Origin of the sequence: Lysinibacillus sp. NPDC059133, from assembly GCF_042755925.1 — a bacterium.
In the GTDB taxonomy this organism is placed as follows: Bacteria; Bacillota; Bacilli; order Bacillales_A; family Planococcaceae; genus Lysinibacillus.
Genome location: NZ_JBHZDH010000046.1, coordinates 24,929 through 44,638 on the forward strand (window position 1 = coordinate 24,929; position 19,710 = coordinate 44,638).

Genomic DNA, 19,710 nt, shown 5'->3' on the forward strand with positions numbered 1-19,710 from the left:
CCACAAACCTCCCACCAATGCCTTTGATGCTACTACGACAAATTTTCTTCATCTTACCATATAATGTCCTAATTCGTGACGTTTAATAGTTAACTCTTATCTTTAGTAACATGTATATCGTAAAAAAGGCGCCTTCTCTGCAAAAGGCGCACTTCATTTATTTACTTACGTTCTTCTTTTAACAATACTTCAGTGCGATTGAATTCGTCTTCAATATCTTTATTCGGTTTATATGTCAAAATACTGACAATAACCGCAACGATTAAGCAAACTAAGAAGCCTGGAACAATCTCATATAATGTATCTGATAAGACCTTTATTTTCCCCCAAATAATGGCGGTTGCAGCACCAGCTACCATTCCACTGAGCGCTCCGTAATTCGTTAATTTCCTCCAATACAGTGACAGCAATATTACAGGACCGAACGCTGCACCAAAGCCAGCCCAAGCAAAGCCCACTAAGTCTAAAATAGAACTATCTGGATTCCATGCTAAAATCCCTGCGACAATAGCTACAACTAAAACAGCGACACGGCCAATAAAGACATAATGCTTATCATCTGCTGTTTTATTAAATAATGCTTTGTAAATGTCTTCAACAAGCGCTGACGAAGTAACAATTAATTGTGATGAAATCGTACTCATAACTGCAGCTAATATGGCAGCTAGCATTATACCTGCAATAAATGGATGGAATAAGATTTGGCCAAGTACAATAAATACTGTCTCAGCATCCTTTAACTCACCAGCATTTTGTTCAAAATAAGCCACACCTACTAATGCTGTGGCAATCGCTCCGAATAAACTTAACATCATCCAGCCAATACCGATACGGCGAGCTTGCTTAGTTTCTTTTACTGAGCTAATGGCCATAAAGCGTACGATAATATGTGGTTGTCCAAAATAACCTAGTCCCCATGCAAGTGATGAAATAATTAGTGCTGTTGTTGCATGTGAAGATAATAAGTTTAGATGTTCAGGATTTACGGCTTTAATGGATGCTAGTGTGTCTCCGAGTCCACCTGTTAAAGACAATCCAAATAACGGTACAGTAATAAGTGCTACAAACATAATAAGTCCCTGTAAAAAGTCTGTATAACTAACTGCTAAAAATCCTCCAAATAATGTGTACGCCACAACAACAGCAGATACAATTAATAAGCCAGTATGGTATTCATAGCCAAATGAACTATCAAAAAATTTGCCCCCCGCTACCATTCCTGAAGAAACATAAAATGTAAAAAAGATTAAAATAATTATACCTGATGCAATTCTTATTAGCTTTGTATTGTCACGTAAACGATTATCTAAATAACTTGGAATAGTAATTGAGTCATTGGCAACTTGTGTATATACACGCAGTCTCGGCGCTACCAATAGCCAATTCAAATAGGCGCCAATTGTTAAACCAATGGCAATCCAAGCCTTTGCAAGTCCAAATAAATAGATCGCACCCGGTAAACCCATTAACAGCCAACCTGACATATCTGCTGCACCTGCACTTAGCGCTGTAACAGCAGGTCCTAGCGAACGCCCCCCGAGCATGTAATCCGTTAAATTCGATGTTTTAATAAATGCATACCAGCCGATTCCTAGCATGGCGATCATATAAATAATAATTGCAAGTAATTGATATGTGTTTTCAGACATATATTTCCCCCTATTTCCCCTTTAGTCTATTTATTAATAATTCTCTATAATCAAAATACCACAAATATACAAAATAACCTATAAATATTCAAAAAGTGAATTCTGAAATTTATACTAGCATCACATTTCATAAAGTGTGTTAAACTAGTGCCATCTATAACACGATAAAGAAGGCGAAATATATGACATTTGAAGAAATGAAAGCTCATCTTATAGAGCGGATATTACAACAGCAACTCGTTACTGCCACAATCAGTCAACCACGTATGAAATCAAACGAAGTAAAACGTATAAAACTAAAACCTTTATTACTAAAGGATACTTACCATATACAAGTTGAATATCAATTTGAACGTATTTTAAAACATGAAAATGTTCTATTAGAAGATTTCTCTGAGAAGCTAGAAGCATTTTTTAACGATTACCGTCAAGCACATGTTGATTTTATTGATGAAAAAATACAAGTGCAGCTATCAAAAAAGAACAAAGTACTATGGAAATCTGATAAGTCCTCAACGCCAAAGCAAGTCAATTTAGCGCATAATCGCAAGAAAAATTATTTACTGGAAGAGGATAAGCCGTACCCGTTTTTAATTCGTCTCGGGGTGCAAACAGAAGAAGGAAAAATAAAAAAACAAAAATACGATAAGTTTAAACAAATCAACCGCTTCATCGAATTTATTGATGATGCATTAACATATTTACCAAAGGATCGTCAGGTTCGTATTTTAGATTTCGGTTCAGGTAAATCCTATTTAACATTCGCCTTATACCATTATTTAAAAATCGAAAAAGGCTTAGACATTCGTGTCACTGGTTTGGATTTAAAGAAGGAAGTCATTGAAGAATGCTCACAAATCGCACAGGATTTAAGCTATGAACAACTCGAATTTCTAGTAGGAGATATTAATGATTATAACGAGGAGTCTGCTGTGGACATGGTGGTAACGCTACATGCTTGTGATGTTGCCACTGATATGGCATTGGCCCGCGCTGTGAAATGGGGAGCAAGCGTTATTTTAAGTGTCCCTTGTTGCCAGCATGAGCTAAATCGCCAGCTTAATACACCAACTCTTGATATCATGCTTCAGCACGGTCTCGTACGCGAGCGTTTTGCAGCGCTCGCAACGGATTCAATCCGAGCGGAAATTTTATCACTCGTTGGCTATGAGGCACAATTGCTGGAATTTATAGATATGGAAAATACACCGAAAAACATTTTAATAAGAGCCTATCATACTGGTAAAAAGCCGAGCTCTGAACAGCGCGCTAACTATGATACCTTTTTAAAGTTGCTAAATGCCAAGCCATTTTTAGCGAATGAGTTACAAGCTTACCTATAAAATGCCGCGGTATTTGTGAGCGAAGCACAGGTATTCACGCTCCTTCCGCGGGTATTTCTGAATTTGCTTAATCAAATTAAAAGGGCGGTCCAGTAACTTCTGGACCGCCTTCTTTCTATTATAGTTCTTGTCGTAATGCTTGAATAACGTCAATTTTTGTGGCCTTACGTGCTGGACGATAGCCTGAAATCATCGCTACCCCAATACTAATCGCTGATGCAATAAGAACGAGCTGCCAAGGAATAAGTGAAAATGTAATTTCACTTTTACTAAATGCATCTTCACCTGTTGCTGCTTCTAGAATTAAAGGCAATGCAGCATTTGCTACAAAGCTAATAACATATGAAATGGCTACCGCTATCAAAGTACCAATAATACCAATGAACGTACTTTCCATTAAGAACAATCGTTGAATAAGTTTTGGACTTGCTCCGATTGCCTTTAAAACACCAATTTCACGAGTACGCTCTGTAACTGCCATTGTCATTGTATTGAAAATGCCAATCGAGGCGATCAAGACAGCAATTGTTCCTACAAATATTAAGCCGATTTTTAAAACTAGGAAAAATACATTCATTTGATCCAATTGTTCAGTAACTGAATAAACACTATAGCCTTTGTCTTTTAGTTTATCTAATATCGGCTTTACATTTTCCATGCTATCCGCAAAAATATTGAACTCCGAATAAAACATGTCATCCTCTTTAACTTTACCTGTTGCAGCTAAATTTGAAGTTAACATTGACTTTTGCTCTGTATCCATATAGATAGAGCTATTGATCATCCAATCATAAGAAGGCTTTTTCATAACACCGACAATCGTATATTTCATTTTCTCTGTCTCTTCTGCCCCATCAGCATGTGGCATTAATGATAATTCGATCTCTTTACCAATTAATGAGTCCTTATAACCTTCCTCACTACCATTATAATACGTGCCTTCTGCTTCAGCTTTTTTACTCTTTTCTTCAATAATTTTACGCTCAGCATCATTTATTAATGTTTGAGCAAAATGATAACCTACAACGATTTCGTTTGGCTTTGTTGGATATTTCCCTTCCTCAAGCTTGCCATTTACTTGCTCAAAATCATGCATATTCGCAACGTATACATCAGATTGTGTATCTCGACCCTCAAAAAATGAATGCGCAGATGCATTGACAGTAATCGTTTCGAGTACCGTTTCCACATGTTCTATACTTTTTATTTCATGGATTTGTTCCTCTGTAAATTGATCATTACCAAACACTTGAATTTTCGTAACCTTTTCATCCGATAATATTTCATTACGTATGGAATCCTGAAGCCCAAACCCAACTGATGCGAGGACAATCAAAAATGCACAGCCCATCGTTGCCGCTAGTACTGTCATAAACACACGTAATTTATTTTTCTTTATATGCTGTGTAACAAAATCTAATTGATCTTTAAATAACATGTTATGCTTTCTCCTTTACAAGTTCCCCGTCGTACATGCGGAAACGTCGATGTGCTATTGTTGCTACTTCCTCGTCGTGAGTAATGATGACAAATGTTAAACCAAGCTCACGGTTTAGACTTTGAATGAGCAGCAATATATCTTGCTCAGTTTCCGAATCAAGACTTCCTGTCGGTTCATCTGCCAACAAAATAGGTGGATTTGTAATTAGGGCTCTCGCAATACTAACACGCTGTTGCTGACCGCCCGATAATTCATTTGGGTAATGGTCTGCCACCTCCGTTAAACCAACCTTGTCCATTAATTTTTTTACCTTTTCTGAGCGCATAGCTTTCTTGATACCTTGTAACTTCAGTGGTAGTTCTATGTTTTCAAACGCTGTTAAGCCTGGCATCAGTTGAAAGTTTTGAAAGATAAATCCGAACTGTTGCAAGCGAAAAGCTGCACTTTCTACTTCAGTGAGATTAGCTGTTTCCTTTCCGTTTACCTTAATAGATCCTTGTTCGGATTTCATAAATCCAGCTAATATTTGTAATAAGGTTGATTTACCGGAGCCACTTTTACCAACAATTGCGACAATCTCTCCTTTTTTCACCTCAAAGTTAACACCTTTTAATACCGGAACCTGCTTTTCCTTGCCTTTCTTTCCAATTAAAAATGTATGTTGTAAGTTTTCGACTTGAATCATTTTCAAATAAACGCCCCTTCCACATTCTTTAGATTCATCACCATAACGTAGGTTGATTTCCTTTCCTACAAAAGTCATCCTAGATTTTAGGTTATGAGCCTTTCCTTCTCCATTGTAGTAAAGAATTCTTAATAAAGTTGAAGGATAAAAATGAAGATATTCTTAAGAAAAGGAGAAACTATTAACAAAACAATTCCTTTACATTCTCTTTACAATTCATTCAAAAATTTATTCGAAATTTTATGTTCCAATAGCATCTTTTTGTATGAAACAGAAGGGGCAACTCTTTACAAAACCTACTCTCAAGGTTCTTTTCTGTATTAATAAAAACAAATACAGTAATGCCCTTATTATTTTATGAACAAATTGTATATTACAGGATTGTAAAGTTTTATGGAGAATAGAAGAATTTTATGTAGATAAATTAAAGATTTTGTTATGATAGTAAAGTTTAGAGGCCAATTTATTTATATCCAGGAGGATTCGATTTACATGCTTAACTCAAAAAAACAAGACCCTTTCTTTATAGCTTTGCATAAAATTGCTGAGAATATGAGAGAGGCCGTACATTACGCAAATGATTTTCGTATTAACAGTGTAGCTGACCTAAAAGAGATTAGCATTACTATGAAAAATTACGAAACAGCTGGTGATAAGCTCATTCACGAACTAATCGTGATGCTAAACAAATCATTTATGACACCTATCGAGCGCGAAGACATTCTAGAATTTGCAATTCGTATGGACGACGTATTAGATGGTACGGAGCATTGTATCGCTCATTTTGAAATGTTCTCTCTAACAGAAGTTGACGAATCGATGCGTACTTTCTTAGGCTATATTTCAAAAGGTGCAGATGAAATTGTGAAAGCAACAGAAGAGTTAAAGAAAAAGAATCTTATTGGCATGCGCCCACACGCAATTCTAATTAAAGATTACGAGCGTGAGTGTGATGAAGTACAACGTTCGTCTATTAAACAACTATTTTTAAATGAAAAAGATCCAATTCGAATTATTAAATATAAAGATATATATGAACAACTTGAAGATATCGCTGATCATTGCCAAAACGTTGCAAATACTATGGAAACAATTATCATGCGTAACGCGTAATTAGGAGATGGGCACTTACAATGAACACAATCATTATTCTAACCGTACTGGTCGTTATCTTTGCCCTAACATTTGACTTTATCAATGGCTTCCATGATACAGCAAATGCTATCGCAACTTCAGTTTCCACTAGAGCATTAAAACCTCGCGTAGCTATCATGATGGCTGCGACGATGAACTTTATCGGAGCTATTACTTTCGTCGGTGTTGCAAAGGCTCTAACAAAAGACATTGTAGATCCATTCTCTTTAAATGCTTTTGAAGGAGACACGACAGGCTCAATCGTTATTTTAGCAGCATTAATCTCCGCTATTATTTGGAACTTACTAACATGGTATTTCGGTATTCCATCGAGTTCTTCACATACTCTGATTGGGTCCATTGCTGGTGCAGCAGTTGCATCTGCCGGCTTCGGAGTTCTAAACTATGGTGGTTTCACTAAAATCATTATGGCCCTAGTGCTATCACCAATCCTTGCGATTTGCGCTGGCTTTATTATGATGACACTGTTTAAATTATGGTTTAAAAACTTAAATTTATATCGTACGAATAAAGGTTTCCGTACGATGCAAATTTTCACAGCTGCAATTCAATCTTTTACACATGGTACAAACGATGCACAAAAGGCAATGGGGATCATGACGATGGCGTTAATCGCTGGTGGTTTGCATTCAGGAGATGAAATTCCTTTCTGGATACGAGCTGCAGCGGCAACTGCAATGGGGCTTGGTACCTCTATCGGTGGCTATAAAATTATTAAAACAGTCGGCGGTAAAATCATGAAAATCCGTCCTGTAAACGGAGTTGCAGCAGATTTAGCATCTGCTTCAATAATCTTCGGTGCTACATTAATTCACCTACCAGTATCTACAACACATGTTATTTCTTCCTCTATCATGGGTGTCGGCTCTGCACAACGTGTACGTGGTGTGAACTGGGGTATGGCGCGTAAAATTGTAACTACTTGGGTTATTACAATGCCAATTTCTGCAGTTATGGCAGCTATTATTTACTTTTTGTTATCGTTATTCTTTTAACTTCTTTCAGCGGGTGTCCAAACACCCACTGAAATAGAGGAACTCAGTCTAAGAACGCCACGTCCTGTGGCAACGACTGAGTGACCAACATCACGTTGGCCCAAAGCCTCCGGCGGATGTCATAGAATCGGAAAGGAGTGCTTAAAGGATGTTAGCCTAAAAATCATCGCATCCATGCGATAACGGCTAACTGACCTGCATCGTGCAGGCCTAAGCACAAAGCCGATTCTGGACGCAATTATGCCAAGGCATAATTGATTTTGATCGATACTAAGACTCCTGTTCCTTGTTGAACAGGAGTCTTTTCATTGTCACACGACAAAATGCGACACATCCTTTACACTATTTTAAAAAGGAGGACAGTACCTACTATGAAAACTTTTTCAGCTTTTATAACAACCCATGCTAAAGCTATCGTAGCCTTGTGGTTCGTAATTTTTATTACCATGGCTATGTTTGCCATACAACTTCCAAGTAAGCTTCATGGAGATGGTTTTTTTGTTAAAGGCGATCATACCTACGTAACAAATGAGCTTGCAAAAACATTTGATATGCCTTCTGATACAATTTTGGTCGTCTTCAATCCAGCTGACGATAAGAAAATTCAAGATACATTAAAAAAATTAGAAAAAGTTAAGGAGATTCATTCAATCCAGTCACCACTTGATGATCCCTCTTTACAAAAGAATGGTATAGCTTATGCCATGGTTCATATTAAAAATAATGTTGATCATCTACCTGATGTTGTGAAAGACATTCGCTCATTAATAGAGAATGATGGTGTGAGCATTACAGGTGGGCCTGTTATTTCAGCAGATATCAATACAGCAAGTCAAAAGGATTTAGCATCAGCGGAAGCAATAGGCTTACCAATCGCTATCATAGTGCTATTACTAGCTTTCGGTACTGTCGTTGCTTCAATCTTACCTATCATTATCGGGGTTGTTACTGTTGTCACTGCGTTTGGAATTTTGACTTTGTTTAGCGGTAATATCAATTTATCGATTTTTGTGTTAAATATAGTACCAATGCTTGGACTTGCATTAAGCATTGATTTTGCCTTGTTGTTTATTAACCGGTATCGCGAAGAACGTGCACATACATCCATTGTACAGGCTATTCAAACGGCGATAGAGACAGCTGGTCGCTCTATTATCTTTTCTGCTGTTTGTGTCATGATCGGCTTAGGTGCCATGATTGTCATCGACGTTGAAATTTTTCAAAATATCGCTTTAGGAGGCGCAATTGTTGTATTCCTTGCAGTACTTTCTGGCTTAACCTTACTACCTGCTACGATGATGTTATTAGGAGATCGCCTTAATAAATGGCGCCTATTACGTGCAAAACCCGGTGGTGCAAATCGTTGGCGTGGCTTTGCTGGCTTTGTCATGAAACATCCAGTGACCATCATTATTGTGGCATTATTATTACTAGGTATTGGTATGATTCCATTGAAGGATATTAAACTTACAATTCCTCAGGTGGATTCATTACCAACAAAATATGAGGCACGTGCAGCTTATGATCAATTAGACAAAACGTTTGGACTTGGTGATACCTCAACTTTATATTTGCTAGCAGAACGTAAGGAAGGTTGGCAAGATCGTGAGGCAAGAGAGCTTATTTACAATATTCAAGAAAAGTTACTTGAGGACCCTCTAGTGAAGCAAGTATCAACCATTTATACGACGGCTAACATTAAGTCTCCTGAGGAACTGACGGCTTCTTTGAAAATTCCCCAAGTGGCAGAACAATTAACACCAATTCTAAATACGTTTTCTAAAGATAAACAACTCTTTATCCCAATTACATTGGATGCAGCCGGTTCATCGACTACTGCTCAACAATTTGCTCGAACATGGAAAGATAAAGATTTAGGTGTCGATTTTGCTCTCGGAGGTCACGCGAAATTCAATCAAGAAATTTTTGATGAAATCTCTAGTAAAATCTTCTTGGCTGTAGCCATTATTATCGTATCAACATTCTTTATTTTAATGCTCGCTTTCCGCTCTATTTTAATCCCACTGAAAGCGATTATTATGAATATCATTGGACTTTCATCGGCCTTCGGTATTCTCGTCTACATTTTCCAATATGGACATTTAGGTATTGAAGCTGGTTCGATCGTCCTAATTATTCCAGTAATCGTATTTTGTCTTGTATTCGGCTTAAGTATGGACTATGAAGTCTTTTTAATATCTCGTATTCAAGAGGAATATCAAAAAGGGGCGGATAATACACGTGCCACGATTGATGGTCTAACCTCTACAAGCCGTATCATTACGTCAGCAGCGCTTATTATGATTGTTATAACAGGAGCATTCGCTTTCACAGATGTGATGCCTGTGAAGCAAATTGGGGTTGGTATAGCTATTGCAGTCGCCATCGATGCAACGATTATTCGTCTCATGCTCGTTCCAAGTCTTATGAAGCTCTTTGGGGATTGGAATTGGTGGCTACCTTTCGCGAAGAAACAAAAATAAAAGAATCCGCAACCTTCCGTGAACTCTCACACAAAGGTTGCGGATTTTTCTTTATTTTGAATAAATACGGTCGTACCATTCTTTTGCTGCTTGTACCTCAGGCATTGTTAGCTGATGACCATAATTAAACCATGCAGTTGTCACCTCTGCCCCAGCTGACGTTAAAAGCGTCTCTAAGTCTTCGGATTCCTGAGCAGTACACATTGGATCATTCGTTCCGGCACCAATAAAGACAGGAATAGAAGAAAGTGTAGGCAATTTAATATCGCGTCTAGGCACCATTGGATGATGCAGGATTGCACCTGCTAGAGCATCCTCATAATGGAATAATAGGCTAGCAGCAATATTCGCGCCATTAGAGTAGCCGATAGCAACAACTCGATTACGGTCAAAACCATACTGCTGTGCCGCTTCTAATAAAAAGTCATTTAATTCCTTCGTACGGAAAATTAAATCCTCTATATCAAAAACACCTTCCGCTAATCGACGGAAAAAGCGTGGCATACCATTTTCAAGTACATTTCCACGGACACTTAAAATGCTTGCTGTCTCATCAATTTCCTTTGCAAGGCCAATTAAGCTTTGTTCATTCCCACCTGTACCGTGTAACAATAAAAAAGTTGGTTTTGTTTCATCTGTTCCTTTATGAAAAACGTGTTGCATTTACAGTCCACCTCTCGATTACCTTGAATTCGAGATAATTGTAGCCTGCGGCAAAATTAAATTCAAGCTCTTTGTCTTATTAATTTCGCGATTTTCACTATTTGGCTGTTCCTTATGATCTTTATAAAATTTTGTGATCGTAAATACTGAAAATAAACAAGCAGCTAGAACAACAACAATAACTATTCCCACTAATTTTTTCCCATTCATTCGTTAGTATCCCCCGAATTACTTATTTCTTTTTACGAAAACCTTCTTCAAGTAAATATTCTTTCGCAGCATCGTGTGTACCAAAGGCTTCCTCTAAATTTTCTCCATGATAAACATTCCACGAACGTTGCTCAAAGGCTAGCATTAATTGAGCACCTTCACGATTTTGCCATATCTCTTCGATTGGCTCTTGCTCCTCTGCTTCTTCCGATAAATATTGAATGGCATCTTCAATAATTTCACGAAGCTGTTGTTCATCGAAGTCACGAATATTTACTAGGCCTTTATCATTTGCTTCTTCCTCATAGCGCAATAAATCACCGACAAATACGAAGCCGTTGCCATTTGGGTGTAGTTTTTCCACAACAATCGTCTTTTCATAAAGGCTATCCATAAAGTGATAATTTACGCGTTTCAACGAAATTTCCTTCTTTGTCAGTTTAGGAAATGAGTCGATGATGGCTTGCTTTTGTTCAAATGTTAGCATATAAAAATGCTCCTTTTCTATTCAATCTACCTTACAGTATAACTTATTTTTTCTGTTATATCGAAGTAAATTAGGCAGTTCTAAAATAGTGGCTTCTCATCCATAGCGTGTGGTTGATTTCCGTTCCGGCTGGGCGCTTTCCCGGGGGCGCCCGATGATCCCCAAGGAGTCGCCCAGTCGGAACGAAGATCAACTTTTTCACATGGCCTACGCTTTAACAAATAATACCCCTAACTTTTGATGATGCGACAAAAATAGTAATATATTTACGAAAGTCAGGGCTAACAATTCTAATATAAGGTAAAAAAACCGCTTAAACTCCCTACGGATAAAGCAAAAGCACACCGATGCGGCTCATACCTTGTCCACGGAAAGCGAAGCGGATTTTACCTTTTACAATTATGCCAGAATTCTTACGGAAGACTTCCCCAGTCCCCCACAATTCATAACATTTTATCTTTTACAAACTGAATAACATGTGCAACGTATAGTTCACGGTAAGGGACAAATTGTGCTGTACCTACCGGGCGCACAATTTTCGCTCGTTGACCATCAGGGAAATATTCATAGCCTTCAATATTCAGAGTAGCTGTTTCTCCTAAAAAGAATGCCTCTGCCTCATCAAGCTTTGCTCGAACGACTCCTGACACTTCCTCATATTGCAGTTCAAATGATTCCCAATCATGTTTGAATGGATATATATAAACATGACAAAATTCATTGTCAATCATGTTTTCTGAAACGATACTACAAGATGTCATGCCCATTTTAACAACTTCGTGTACGTCGACATCGAGCCCTAGCTCTTCCTTCACTTCACGAATTCCTGATTCTACTGTCTCTACGGCTAATAGATGCCCTGCCGCTGTAATATCAAGCAAGCCAGGGTAGTCCTTTTTTTGTGAACTACGGATTTGGAAATAGATATAGTCCTCATTGACAAGCCAACAGTGGAATGTTTCATGCCATAATCCTTTTTCATGTACCTCTGCTCTCGTTGCTGTCCCAATCTGTTCATGCTGTTCATTAAAAACTTTCACAATTTCTTGTTCCATTTTTTCGACTCCTATACAGACTTCGTAGCCTTTTTCTTAATCACGTTACGTTCATCATAAATATTGGATGCGATCACTTTTAATACTGCATAAAATGGTACAGCAATGATAATACCGATGAAACCTGCAATATTACCTGCTGCTAAAATAACTGTAATAACAGTTAACGGATGTATATCGAGTGTTTTCCCCATTACATTAGGCGTTATAAAGTTACTATCGATTTGCTGCGCCACGAGTGTGACAACAGACACCCATATGACTAACACTGGATCCTGAACAACGGCCACAATCAGTGCTGGTGTAAAGGCGATCCACGGTCCAATAAACGGAATCATATTCATAAAGAACGCGAATATAACAAGTAGCAACGAATATTCTAGACCTATAATTAAATACCCTACATACATAATGGATGCTAGTAAAAAACTAATCTGTAGCTGTCCTTGAATATAGCTACGTAAAACATCGTCAATTTCACTTAACGTCTTTTTCACCCATTCTCGACGTTCACCACTGAAATATTTATAAACTGACGGCGCAAATTTTTCATGATCCTTCAACATAAAAATAAAGAAGAATGGAATTAAAATAGCTAATAAAGAAACGGATACAACTGATTGTAAAAACGAAACTAGCCCCTTACTTGCTACAACGGCAAAATGCTGCACAGAATTCGCCATATTGTCGATAAAATCTTTTAACTGTGGCGGGAAGTTATCTTTGTTTCGCAACACATAATCGGCTGCATCTTGTATGCTAGCACTAATCTGTGGTACATTTTTCACTAAATTATTAACCTGCACTGCAATTGGATTACCAACAATCCAACCAAAGCCACCAACAAGCGCTATAAGTCCAATGATTATCGTTAATATACTTGCCCATCTCGGAAGTTTACGCTTCTCTAAAAACCTCTGAATCGGCTCCGTAACATAATACAACACACCGCCAAGTAACAAAGGTATAAAAATAGCCTTTAAGATAATTACAAGCGGCGAAAAAATCCAATGAATCTCTATAAAATATTTAATGACTAGTAGAACAAGCAAAACCCCTACGCCTACCTGAAACCAAACTTTCCTCGTCACTTTCTTCACTTCCTTTTATCACAGTTACTGAAAATACTACTTATATATTAACCATTTCGCAAGTATCCTACTATTTAATTTCCAAATAAAAGAGTTTCTAAACTAAAAAATTCGCAACTCACCAACGGGCAATCCTCGCAAGCCCCTCAAATGCTATAGCATCTGAGAAAGCTCGGACGGATTGTTTCCCCACAGGAGTGTCGCGAATTTCCACTAATGTCGCATAACGTAGTAGTCTATAATTTTGTATCTTCTACTGAATTTAAGTAATCTTCAATATCACCAATAACCGATTCAACACAACCGTCCTCAAATGGTGAAATTAAGCCTGCTTCTTTCACAAGCTTCGTAAAGGACATAGAGCCTCCTAAACCACATAAATGAACATAGTCCTTCCAAGCAGCTTCAAATTCTTCACGTGAACGTTTCCAGAATTGGAATGCACAAATTTGCGCTAACGTGTAATCAATGTAATAGAACGGACTTGAATAAATATGTCCTTGACGTTGCCATATACCGCCTGCTTCTAGATAGCTATTATGATCATAGTCACGATGTGGTAAATATGTCTCCTCAATTTTTTTCCACGCAGCTTTACGTTCAGCTGGCGTCATATTCGGATTTTCATAAATCACATGCTGGAACTCATCAACTGCAACACCGTAAGGAAGGAATAACAAGCCACTACTTAAGTGTGTGAACTTATATTTTTCGGTGTCTTCCTTAAAGAATAGCTCCATCCATGGCCATGTGAAAAATTCCATACTCATCGAATGAATTTCACAAGATTCATATGTTGGCCATAAATATTCTGGGATTCCGATGTTACGACTTGAATAGACTTGGAAAGCATGTCCAGCTTCATGTGTTAACACATCGATATCGCCAGAAGTACCATTAAAGTTCGAGAAGATAAATGGTGAGTGATAGTTTTCAATAAATGTACAGTAACCGCCACTCTCTTTTCCTTTCTTCGCCACTAAGTCCATTAATTCATGATCAATCATAAAGTTGAAAAATTCACCAGTCTCAGGTGATAGCTCTTCATACATTTTTTTACCGTTCGCAACAATCCATTCAGGATCGCCTTTTGGTGTAGCATTTCCCGATACAAAGTTGAATGCTTCATCATAGAACTTAAAGTCAGCAATACCAATACGCTTTGCCTGACGCTCATATAATTTTGTGGCAATAGGTACGATTAAATCACGAACTTGGTCACGGAATTTCTTTACCATCTCTGCATTGTAATCAATGCGATTCATTCGAATATAGCCTAGCTCGACATAGTTTTTATAGCCTAATTTAACAGCGATTTCATGGCGTACCTTAACTAGCTCATCATAAAGTCGATCAAATTCCTCTTCATGATCAGCAAAAAAGCCAAAGCGTGCATCCGTAGCCGCCTTACGCACTTCACGATCAGTAGACTCTGCATATGGTCCAAGCTGAGCAAGCGTTAATGTTTCACCATTAAAGTCAATTTGCGCAGAGGCAACAAGTTTATTGTATTCTGAAACGAGCTTGTTCTCCTTTTGCATTAGATCAATGACTGCTGGTGAAAAGCCTTTAATTTGATAGGTTGCTAAATCAAATAATTGCTGACCCCATTTTTCTTCTAACTGCTCACGGAATGGTGAAACGATTAACGCTTTATAATACTCTGTTGTTACCTCTTCCAACTCAGGTCCAACCTCGTCAAAATAATCGCGTTCTGCATGATAAAATTCATCATTTGTATCAATCGAAGCACGAATGTACACTAAGTTCGCCATCGTTGCATAGTCATTACTCAATCCGTTTAATTTCTCAATTATTTCACTTTGCTCGTCCATCGTTTGCGCATTTTTAAATTGGTCAATTAAAGATAGTTGTTGCTCTTTCATTGCCGCAATTTTCGGACGGCTGTATTCATAGTCTTTAAATATTTTCATAGAAGTCCCCTCTTTCTGTCATATACCCCGTTATATTTCTATTATATGCCAAATCTATAGTATTAAGAAATAAATTAATGGCCAAATACATATGTTTTTAATAATGCTGCCCTTTCACGTAGCGTTAACTTTAATTCCACCGATTTTGGCGTTTTTGCCGCAACGACATCTACTTCAAAACCTAAAGACTCCGCTAAATATTTTGCACGCTTTAAATGAAAATCATTAGAGACAATCGTTATTTTCTTAGTTCCTTTAGGCAAAAGTTCTTTAGAAAATAATAAGTTCTCATAAGTTGAAGTAGATTGGTCTTCCACTACTATTCTATTAGTATCAATGCCATTGTCCTGTAAGTATTTAAGCATGACAGAAGCCTCTGTCCGATCTTCATCTGCCCCTTGCCCACCTGACACAATCACTTTTACATGAGGATACTTTTTCAAATACTTTACAGCCTCTTCTAATCTATTTTTCAAAGAAAGCGATGGAATTCCTCCCGGTTTGACCTTCGCTCCCAGGACAATCATGTATGTAGCTGTTCCATTTGCCGCTGGCTGGACCCCTTGTTTCATCTCCTCGCCGAGCCAAATATAAACAACAAAACAAATAGCAAGTAGTATAACCCCTAATCTTATTACCCATTTCTTCACGATTGATCCCCCCTTACCATTTATTAACGTGCAGAGAAAAAAAAGGATGCTTGTACTAAAATTACTGTACAAACATCCTGATCGATTATCTTAATATAAAGCGCTTAATAGAATCCTGTAACGCTGTTATTTCATCTGTTAAATCATTGGAAGATTCACTAACAACCTGAATGGCACGCTGTTGTTCATCAACGGATGCCGTTACCTCCTCTGATGCAGCAGCATTTTTCTCACTAATCATCGCAATGCTTTCGATAGATTGCATAATGTTATTCTTTGAGCTATTCAAATATTCTACTCCTGTAGTCATTTCTCTAATGATCGAAATGATTTCTTCTACGGCCAATTCTATTTCCTTAAAGGATGACTCTGTTATGGCAACCGAATCATTTTGCTGACGAACAATGGTGTTTGTTTTCTTCATCTCATCGTTCACCAAATTAGTTTCACTTTCAATTCCCTTTAAGGTTGTACGCACTCGCTCTGTTGCTACAGATGTTTGATCCGCTAACTTACGTACCTCCTCAGCAACAACTGCAAAGCCCTTGCCATGCTCCCCAGCTCTAGCCGCCTCAATAGATGCATTCAATGCAAGTAGATTCGTCTGATCAGAAATCTCCGTAATAGTACCGACAATCCCTTCAATTTCCCTGACTTTCACAATTAAGCTATTAAATACAACATGAACATTATTAATCACTTCTGAAGACTCGTGTGATGTCTCTTTTAAGCTCTTTAAATTTAAGAGCCCCTCTTGATTGGATCGCTTCATATGTTGAGATGCATCAAGCATTACTTCATTTTTGTCATGCAATACTTCAATCTGTTGTGCAAAATCAATGGCAGTTCTATTCGTATCCTCTGCATCTGAAGCTTGCATTACTGCACCGTTTGAAACCTCATTTATCGCTTTTACTATTTCATCTCCATAAGCGTTTGTTTCCTCTGTCACAGATGTTAAATTTGACGATGTCGATTGAATTTCTACAATAGCTTCCTCTACATCTGTAATTAATGTTTTCAGTTGATCAACCATTTCATTAAAGCCTTCATTTAACTGACCAATCTCATCTGAGCGTTGTAGATTTTCAATTTCTACAGTTAAATTCCCCTTGGCTACCTCACGTACACGTTTAGATAATTTTCGCACTGGTAAAGCTAAATGTCTTGAAACCATTATGACAACTGTAGTACCTATAATGATGGCACCTAATAATGTAATACCAATAACGAGTAATAATGAATTAGCCCCTTTATTAAAATCTTGCATATATGTACCTGATACAATGATCCATCCCCAATTAGGATCCTTTGCAGAATAAATTATTTTATCAGCTAATACATCTTGACCCGGTAGCGCAAACTCATATTGAGTATATCCCCCACCGGCAAGTGCTTTTTCGGTTACTTCCCGAATAAAGTAATTTCCGCTACTGTCTTGATCGTTCCATAGGTTATCCCCTTCTCGAGTCGGATGGGTTGTCAATGTCCCTTTATCATCTAAAACATATAGATAACCATACTCTCCTAAGTCTCCAGGATAATTAATTGGCCTCTTTCCTTCACTATCCTTTGGTCCTAGAAACGCCTCCCGCACTCGCTCCTGTGCAACTTCCAAAGGAACGTCGCCCCTTTTAACACTCTCATTTGCAAGCTCTATTAATTGCAAAGAAGATTCAACACTATTTTTAATAACTTGTTCACCAATATCATCCATACCTTTTTTTGCTTTACTATAGCTAACTAAACCTATAACTAAGCTAGGGATAATTAATAATGCTAATGAAATGATAATTAGTTTCCCCTGTATCGAACGTGAAAACTTCATGCTTTAGCCCCCCTCTTCTCCTCTTTCACTATGACTATTAATCTATATTATGTTATGATTTGGAATTTTCCACAATGGGTAAAACGTAATTTATGTTTGAATTATTCGCCTTTTTACGCAAATATGCTTGATAACTTAACGTGGGGGGTGGTTTCCATTCCTACTGGGCCCTTTCCTGGGGGGCGTTCAGCCTTCACTCCAAATCTAACAAATATGATTCCAAATTTTTAAAGAGGAGCTTCAAATATGCATATACACATTTCAATCGTTAAGAAAAAACTATCTTTCTACAGGGATATGCCTTATAGAAAAATAGTTTTTTGATTTTTATCTTAAATCAATTATGCCTCGGCATAATTGCGTCTGGAATCGGCCGGGGGCTTTAGGCCAACACGATGTTGGTCACTCAGGCGTTTTCACAGGATGTAAAGTTCTTAGCCTGAGTTCCTCTATTTCAGCGGAAGTTTGGACACCCGCTGAAAAGTGACTTAAAACTGTATTCATCACACCACCTATAGAGGTGTGAGACTTCTGTAACTGCCGTTGCACTTTCGTTACAAGAGACATTTACTGAAAGAAGTTAAAATGTTTAGACACTATCTTAGTTCTCGCCTATGATATGATTTTAATCCAAATCACTAAAGCTATTAAAGTAGCGAAAAGGGTTGGGATTGTTAAAATAATACCTATTTTCAAATACTGAACCCAGCCAATCTTTATTCCTTTTTGCTTCAGTATATGGAGCCATAACAATGTCGCAAGTGAGCCAATCGGTGTCATTTTAGAACCTAAATTTGTGCCGATGACATTTGCATAAATAAGCCCATCTTTAATAATTCCCGTTGCACTAGTTTCAGCAATAGCTAATGCATCAATCATTACAGTTGGTAGGTTATTCATAATAGCTGACAAAATCGCTGCTACAAACCCCATCGTTATTGTCGCTACCATCAACCCTTGCTGTATAGCGTGCTCTAATAGACTTGCTAGCAATCCTGTCATTCCTACATTTTTCAAGCCGTAAACAACCACATACATACCGATAGAAAAGAACACAATATTCCACGGTGCCCCTTTCACAACTCTCTTTGTATCTACAATATGGCTACGTCGTGCTAGTAGGAAAAAGATAGCTGCTACACCACATAAAATAAATGACACTGGAATTTTGAAAAACTCACTCGTTAAGAAACCAACTAATAGAATGGCTATAACATACCATGATAATAAAAATAATCTCGAATCACGAATGGCAAGCTTTGGATTATCAACTGCCTCGAGTGAATATTCTTTTGGAATCGAACGGCGAAAGACAATATAAAGTATAACTATGCTTGCTAGTAAAGAAACTAAGTTCGGTATCAGCATATGTAGGGCATATTCCATAAATCCAATACCGAAATAGTCTGCCGACACAATATTTGTTAAATTACTAATGACTAACGGTAAGGATGTTGTGTCTGCTATAAAGCCACTTGCAATAATAAATGGAAAGATCATTTTATCGGTTAAATTCAATTTACGGATCATTGCGAGAACAATTGGTGTTAGTATTAAAGCTGCACCATCATTGGCAAATAATGCTGAAACAATAGCACCTAGACAGGAAAGGTAAACGAATAAGCGTATACCACTTCCCTTTGCCACGCGTGCTATATGTAGGGCAGACCATTCAAAGAATCCTATTTCGTCTAAAATAAGTGAAATAAAAATAATTCCTATAAACGATAACGTTGCATTCCAAACAATCCCTGTCACCTCAACAACATCTTGCCAGGTAACAACTCCGAGCGTTAACGCAATTGCAGCACCAAAACAAGCAGACCAGCCGATTGATATTTTACGTGGCTGCACTATTACAAAAAATAAAGTTACTAAAAATATTGCAATCGCTAAAATAGCTTGCACCGTTTTCCTCCCTAAATCAATTATGCCTCGGCATAATCGCGTCCGGAATCGGCTTTGTGCTTAGGCCTGCACGAGGGCCGACACGATGTCGGTCATTTCGGTAATGCCACAGGACGTGGCGTTTTTACCGATG

Annotated in this window: 16 protein-coding genes; 4 read left to right on the top strand and 12 right to left on the bottom strand. The window is 37.8% G+C overall.

Translation table 11 applies throughout. The features are described from left to right. Positions 1 to 161: 161 nt before the first annotated feature. Positions 162 to 1,649, bottom strand: coding sequence for a sodium/proline symporter PutP (gene putP, locus ACFXN8_RS19845; protein WP_376072443.1), 1,488 nt, complete (start codon positions 1,647 to 1,649; stop codon positions 162 to 164). Between the two features lie 182 nt (positions 1,650 to 1,831). Here putP and ACFXN8_RS19850 point away from each other — a divergent pair, with 182 nt between their 5' ends. Next, positions 1,832 to 2,992 carry a class I SAM-dependent methyltransferase gene (locus ACFXN8_RS19850; protein ID WP_386847383.1) on the top strand — a complete coding sequence of 387 codons (1,161 nt, stop codon included), beginning with the start codon at positions 1,832 to 1,834 and terminating at the stop codon, positions 2,990 to 2,992. A 118-nt stretch (positions 2,993 to 3,110) separates the two neighbouring features. Here ACFXN8_RS19850 and ACFXN8_RS19855 read toward each other — a convergent pair whose 3' ends face one another. Continuing rightward, positions 3,111 to 4,430, bottom strand: a complete 1,320-nt coding sequence (locus ACFXN8_RS19855) for an ABC transporter permease (RefSeq protein WP_376072437.1) — start codon at positions 4,428 to 4,430, stop codon at positions 3,111 to 3,113. 1 nt (position 4,431) lies between these two features. Then, positions 4,432 to 5,118, bottom strand: a complete 687-nt coding sequence (locus ACFXN8_RS19860; RefSeq protein ID WP_386847392.1) for an ABC transporter ATP-binding protein — start codon at positions 5,116 to 5,118, stop codon at positions 4,432 to 4,434. Positions 5,119 to 5,610: 492 nt separating this feature from the next. On the opposite strand from ACFXN8_RS19860, the gene ACFXN8_RS19865 reads away from it, so the two are divergent. From ACFXN8_RS19865 to ACFXN8_RS19875, 3 genes are all read left to right on the top strand, one after another. Continuing rightward, positions 5,611 to 6,231 (top strand): DUF47 domain-containing protein, encoded by a 621-nt coding sequence (locus ACFXN8_RS19865; RefSeq protein WP_323647740.1) that lies wholly within the window; start codon positions 5,611 to 5,613, stop codon positions 6,229 to 6,231. 20 nt (positions 6,232 to 6,251) lie between these two features. Beyond that, on the top strand, positions 6,252 to 7,268 hold the full coding sequence (locus ACFXN8_RS19870; RefSeq protein WP_376072433.1) for an inorganic phosphate transporter: 1,017 nt from the start codon (positions 6,252 to 6,254) through the stop codon (positions 7,266 to 7,268). Positions 7,269 to 7,639: 371 nt separating this feature from the next. Further along, the gene (locus ACFXN8_RS19875; protein WP_386847384.1) at positions 7,640 to 9,751 is read left to right on the top strand and encodes an MMPL family transporter; all 2,112 of its coding nucleotides are present in this window, start codon (positions 7,640 to 7,642) and stop codon (positions 9,749 to 9,751) included. A gap of 51 nt (positions 9,752 to 9,802) precedes the next feature. On the opposite strand, the gene ACFXN8_RS19880 is transcribed toward ACFXN8_RS19875, so the two are convergent. The 9 genes from ACFXN8_RS19880 to ACFXN8_RS19920 form a co-directional block, all read right to left on the bottom strand. After that, positions 9,803 to 10,414: an alpha/beta hydrolase gene (locus ACFXN8_RS19880; protein WP_376072427.1), complete on the bottom strand. Its 612-nt coding sequence runs from the start codon at positions 10,412 to 10,414 to the stop codon at positions 9,803 to 9,805. Positions 10,415 to 10,432: 18 nt separating this feature from the next. Further along, on the bottom strand, positions 10,433 to 10,624 hold the full coding sequence (locus ACFXN8_RS19885) for a hypothetical protein (protein WP_376072425.1): 192 nt from the start codon (positions 10,622 to 10,624) through the stop codon (positions 10,433 to 10,435). Between the two features lie 22 nt (positions 10,625 to 10,646). Then, on the bottom strand, positions 10,647 to 11,111 hold the full coding sequence (locus ACFXN8_RS19890; RefSeq protein WP_386847385.1) for a hypothetical protein: 465 nt from the start codon (positions 11,109 to 11,111) through the stop codon (positions 10,647 to 10,649). Positions 11,112 to 11,554: 443 nt separating this feature from the next. Then, the gene (locus ACFXN8_RS19895; protein ID WP_376072417.1) at positions 11,555 to 12,166 is read right to left on the bottom strand and encodes an NUDIX hydrolase; all 612 of its coding nucleotides are present in this window, start codon (positions 12,164 to 12,166) and stop codon (positions 11,555 to 11,557) included. A gap of 11 nt (positions 12,167 to 12,177) precedes the next feature. Then, complete coding sequence (locus ACFXN8_RS19900) at positions 12,178 to 13,257, bottom strand: AI-2E family transporter (RefSeq protein ID WP_386847386.1); 1,080 nt, start codon at positions 13,255 to 13,257, stop codon at positions 12,178 to 12,180. A gap of 236 nt (positions 13,258 to 13,493) precedes the next feature. Continuing rightward, positions 13,494 to 15,191 (bottom strand): M3 family oligoendopeptidase, encoded by a 1,698-nt coding sequence (locus ACFXN8_RS19905; RefSeq protein WP_386847387.1) that lies wholly within the window; start codon positions 15,189 to 15,191, stop codon positions 13,494 to 13,496. Positions 15,192 to 15,265: 74 nt separating this feature from the next. Next, positions 15,266 to 15,841 (bottom strand): YdcF family protein, encoded by a 576-nt coding sequence (locus ACFXN8_RS19910; protein WP_386847388.1) that lies wholly within the window; start codon positions 15,839 to 15,841, stop codon positions 15,266 to 15,268. Positions 15,842 to 15,926: 85 nt separating this feature from the next. Continuing rightward, complete coding sequence (locus tag ACFXN8_RS19915) at positions 15,927 to 17,669, bottom strand: methyl-accepting chemotaxis protein (protein ID WP_386847389.1); 1,743 nt, start codon at positions 17,667 to 17,669, stop codon at positions 15,927 to 15,929. Between the two features lie 612 nt (positions 17,670 to 18,281). Next, positions 18,282 to 19,577, bottom strand: coding sequence for an arsenic transporter (locus ACFXN8_RS19920; protein WP_386847390.1), 1,296 nt, complete (start codon positions 19,575 to 19,577; stop codon positions 18,282 to 18,284). Positions 19,578 to 19,710: the final 133 nt, after the last annotated feature.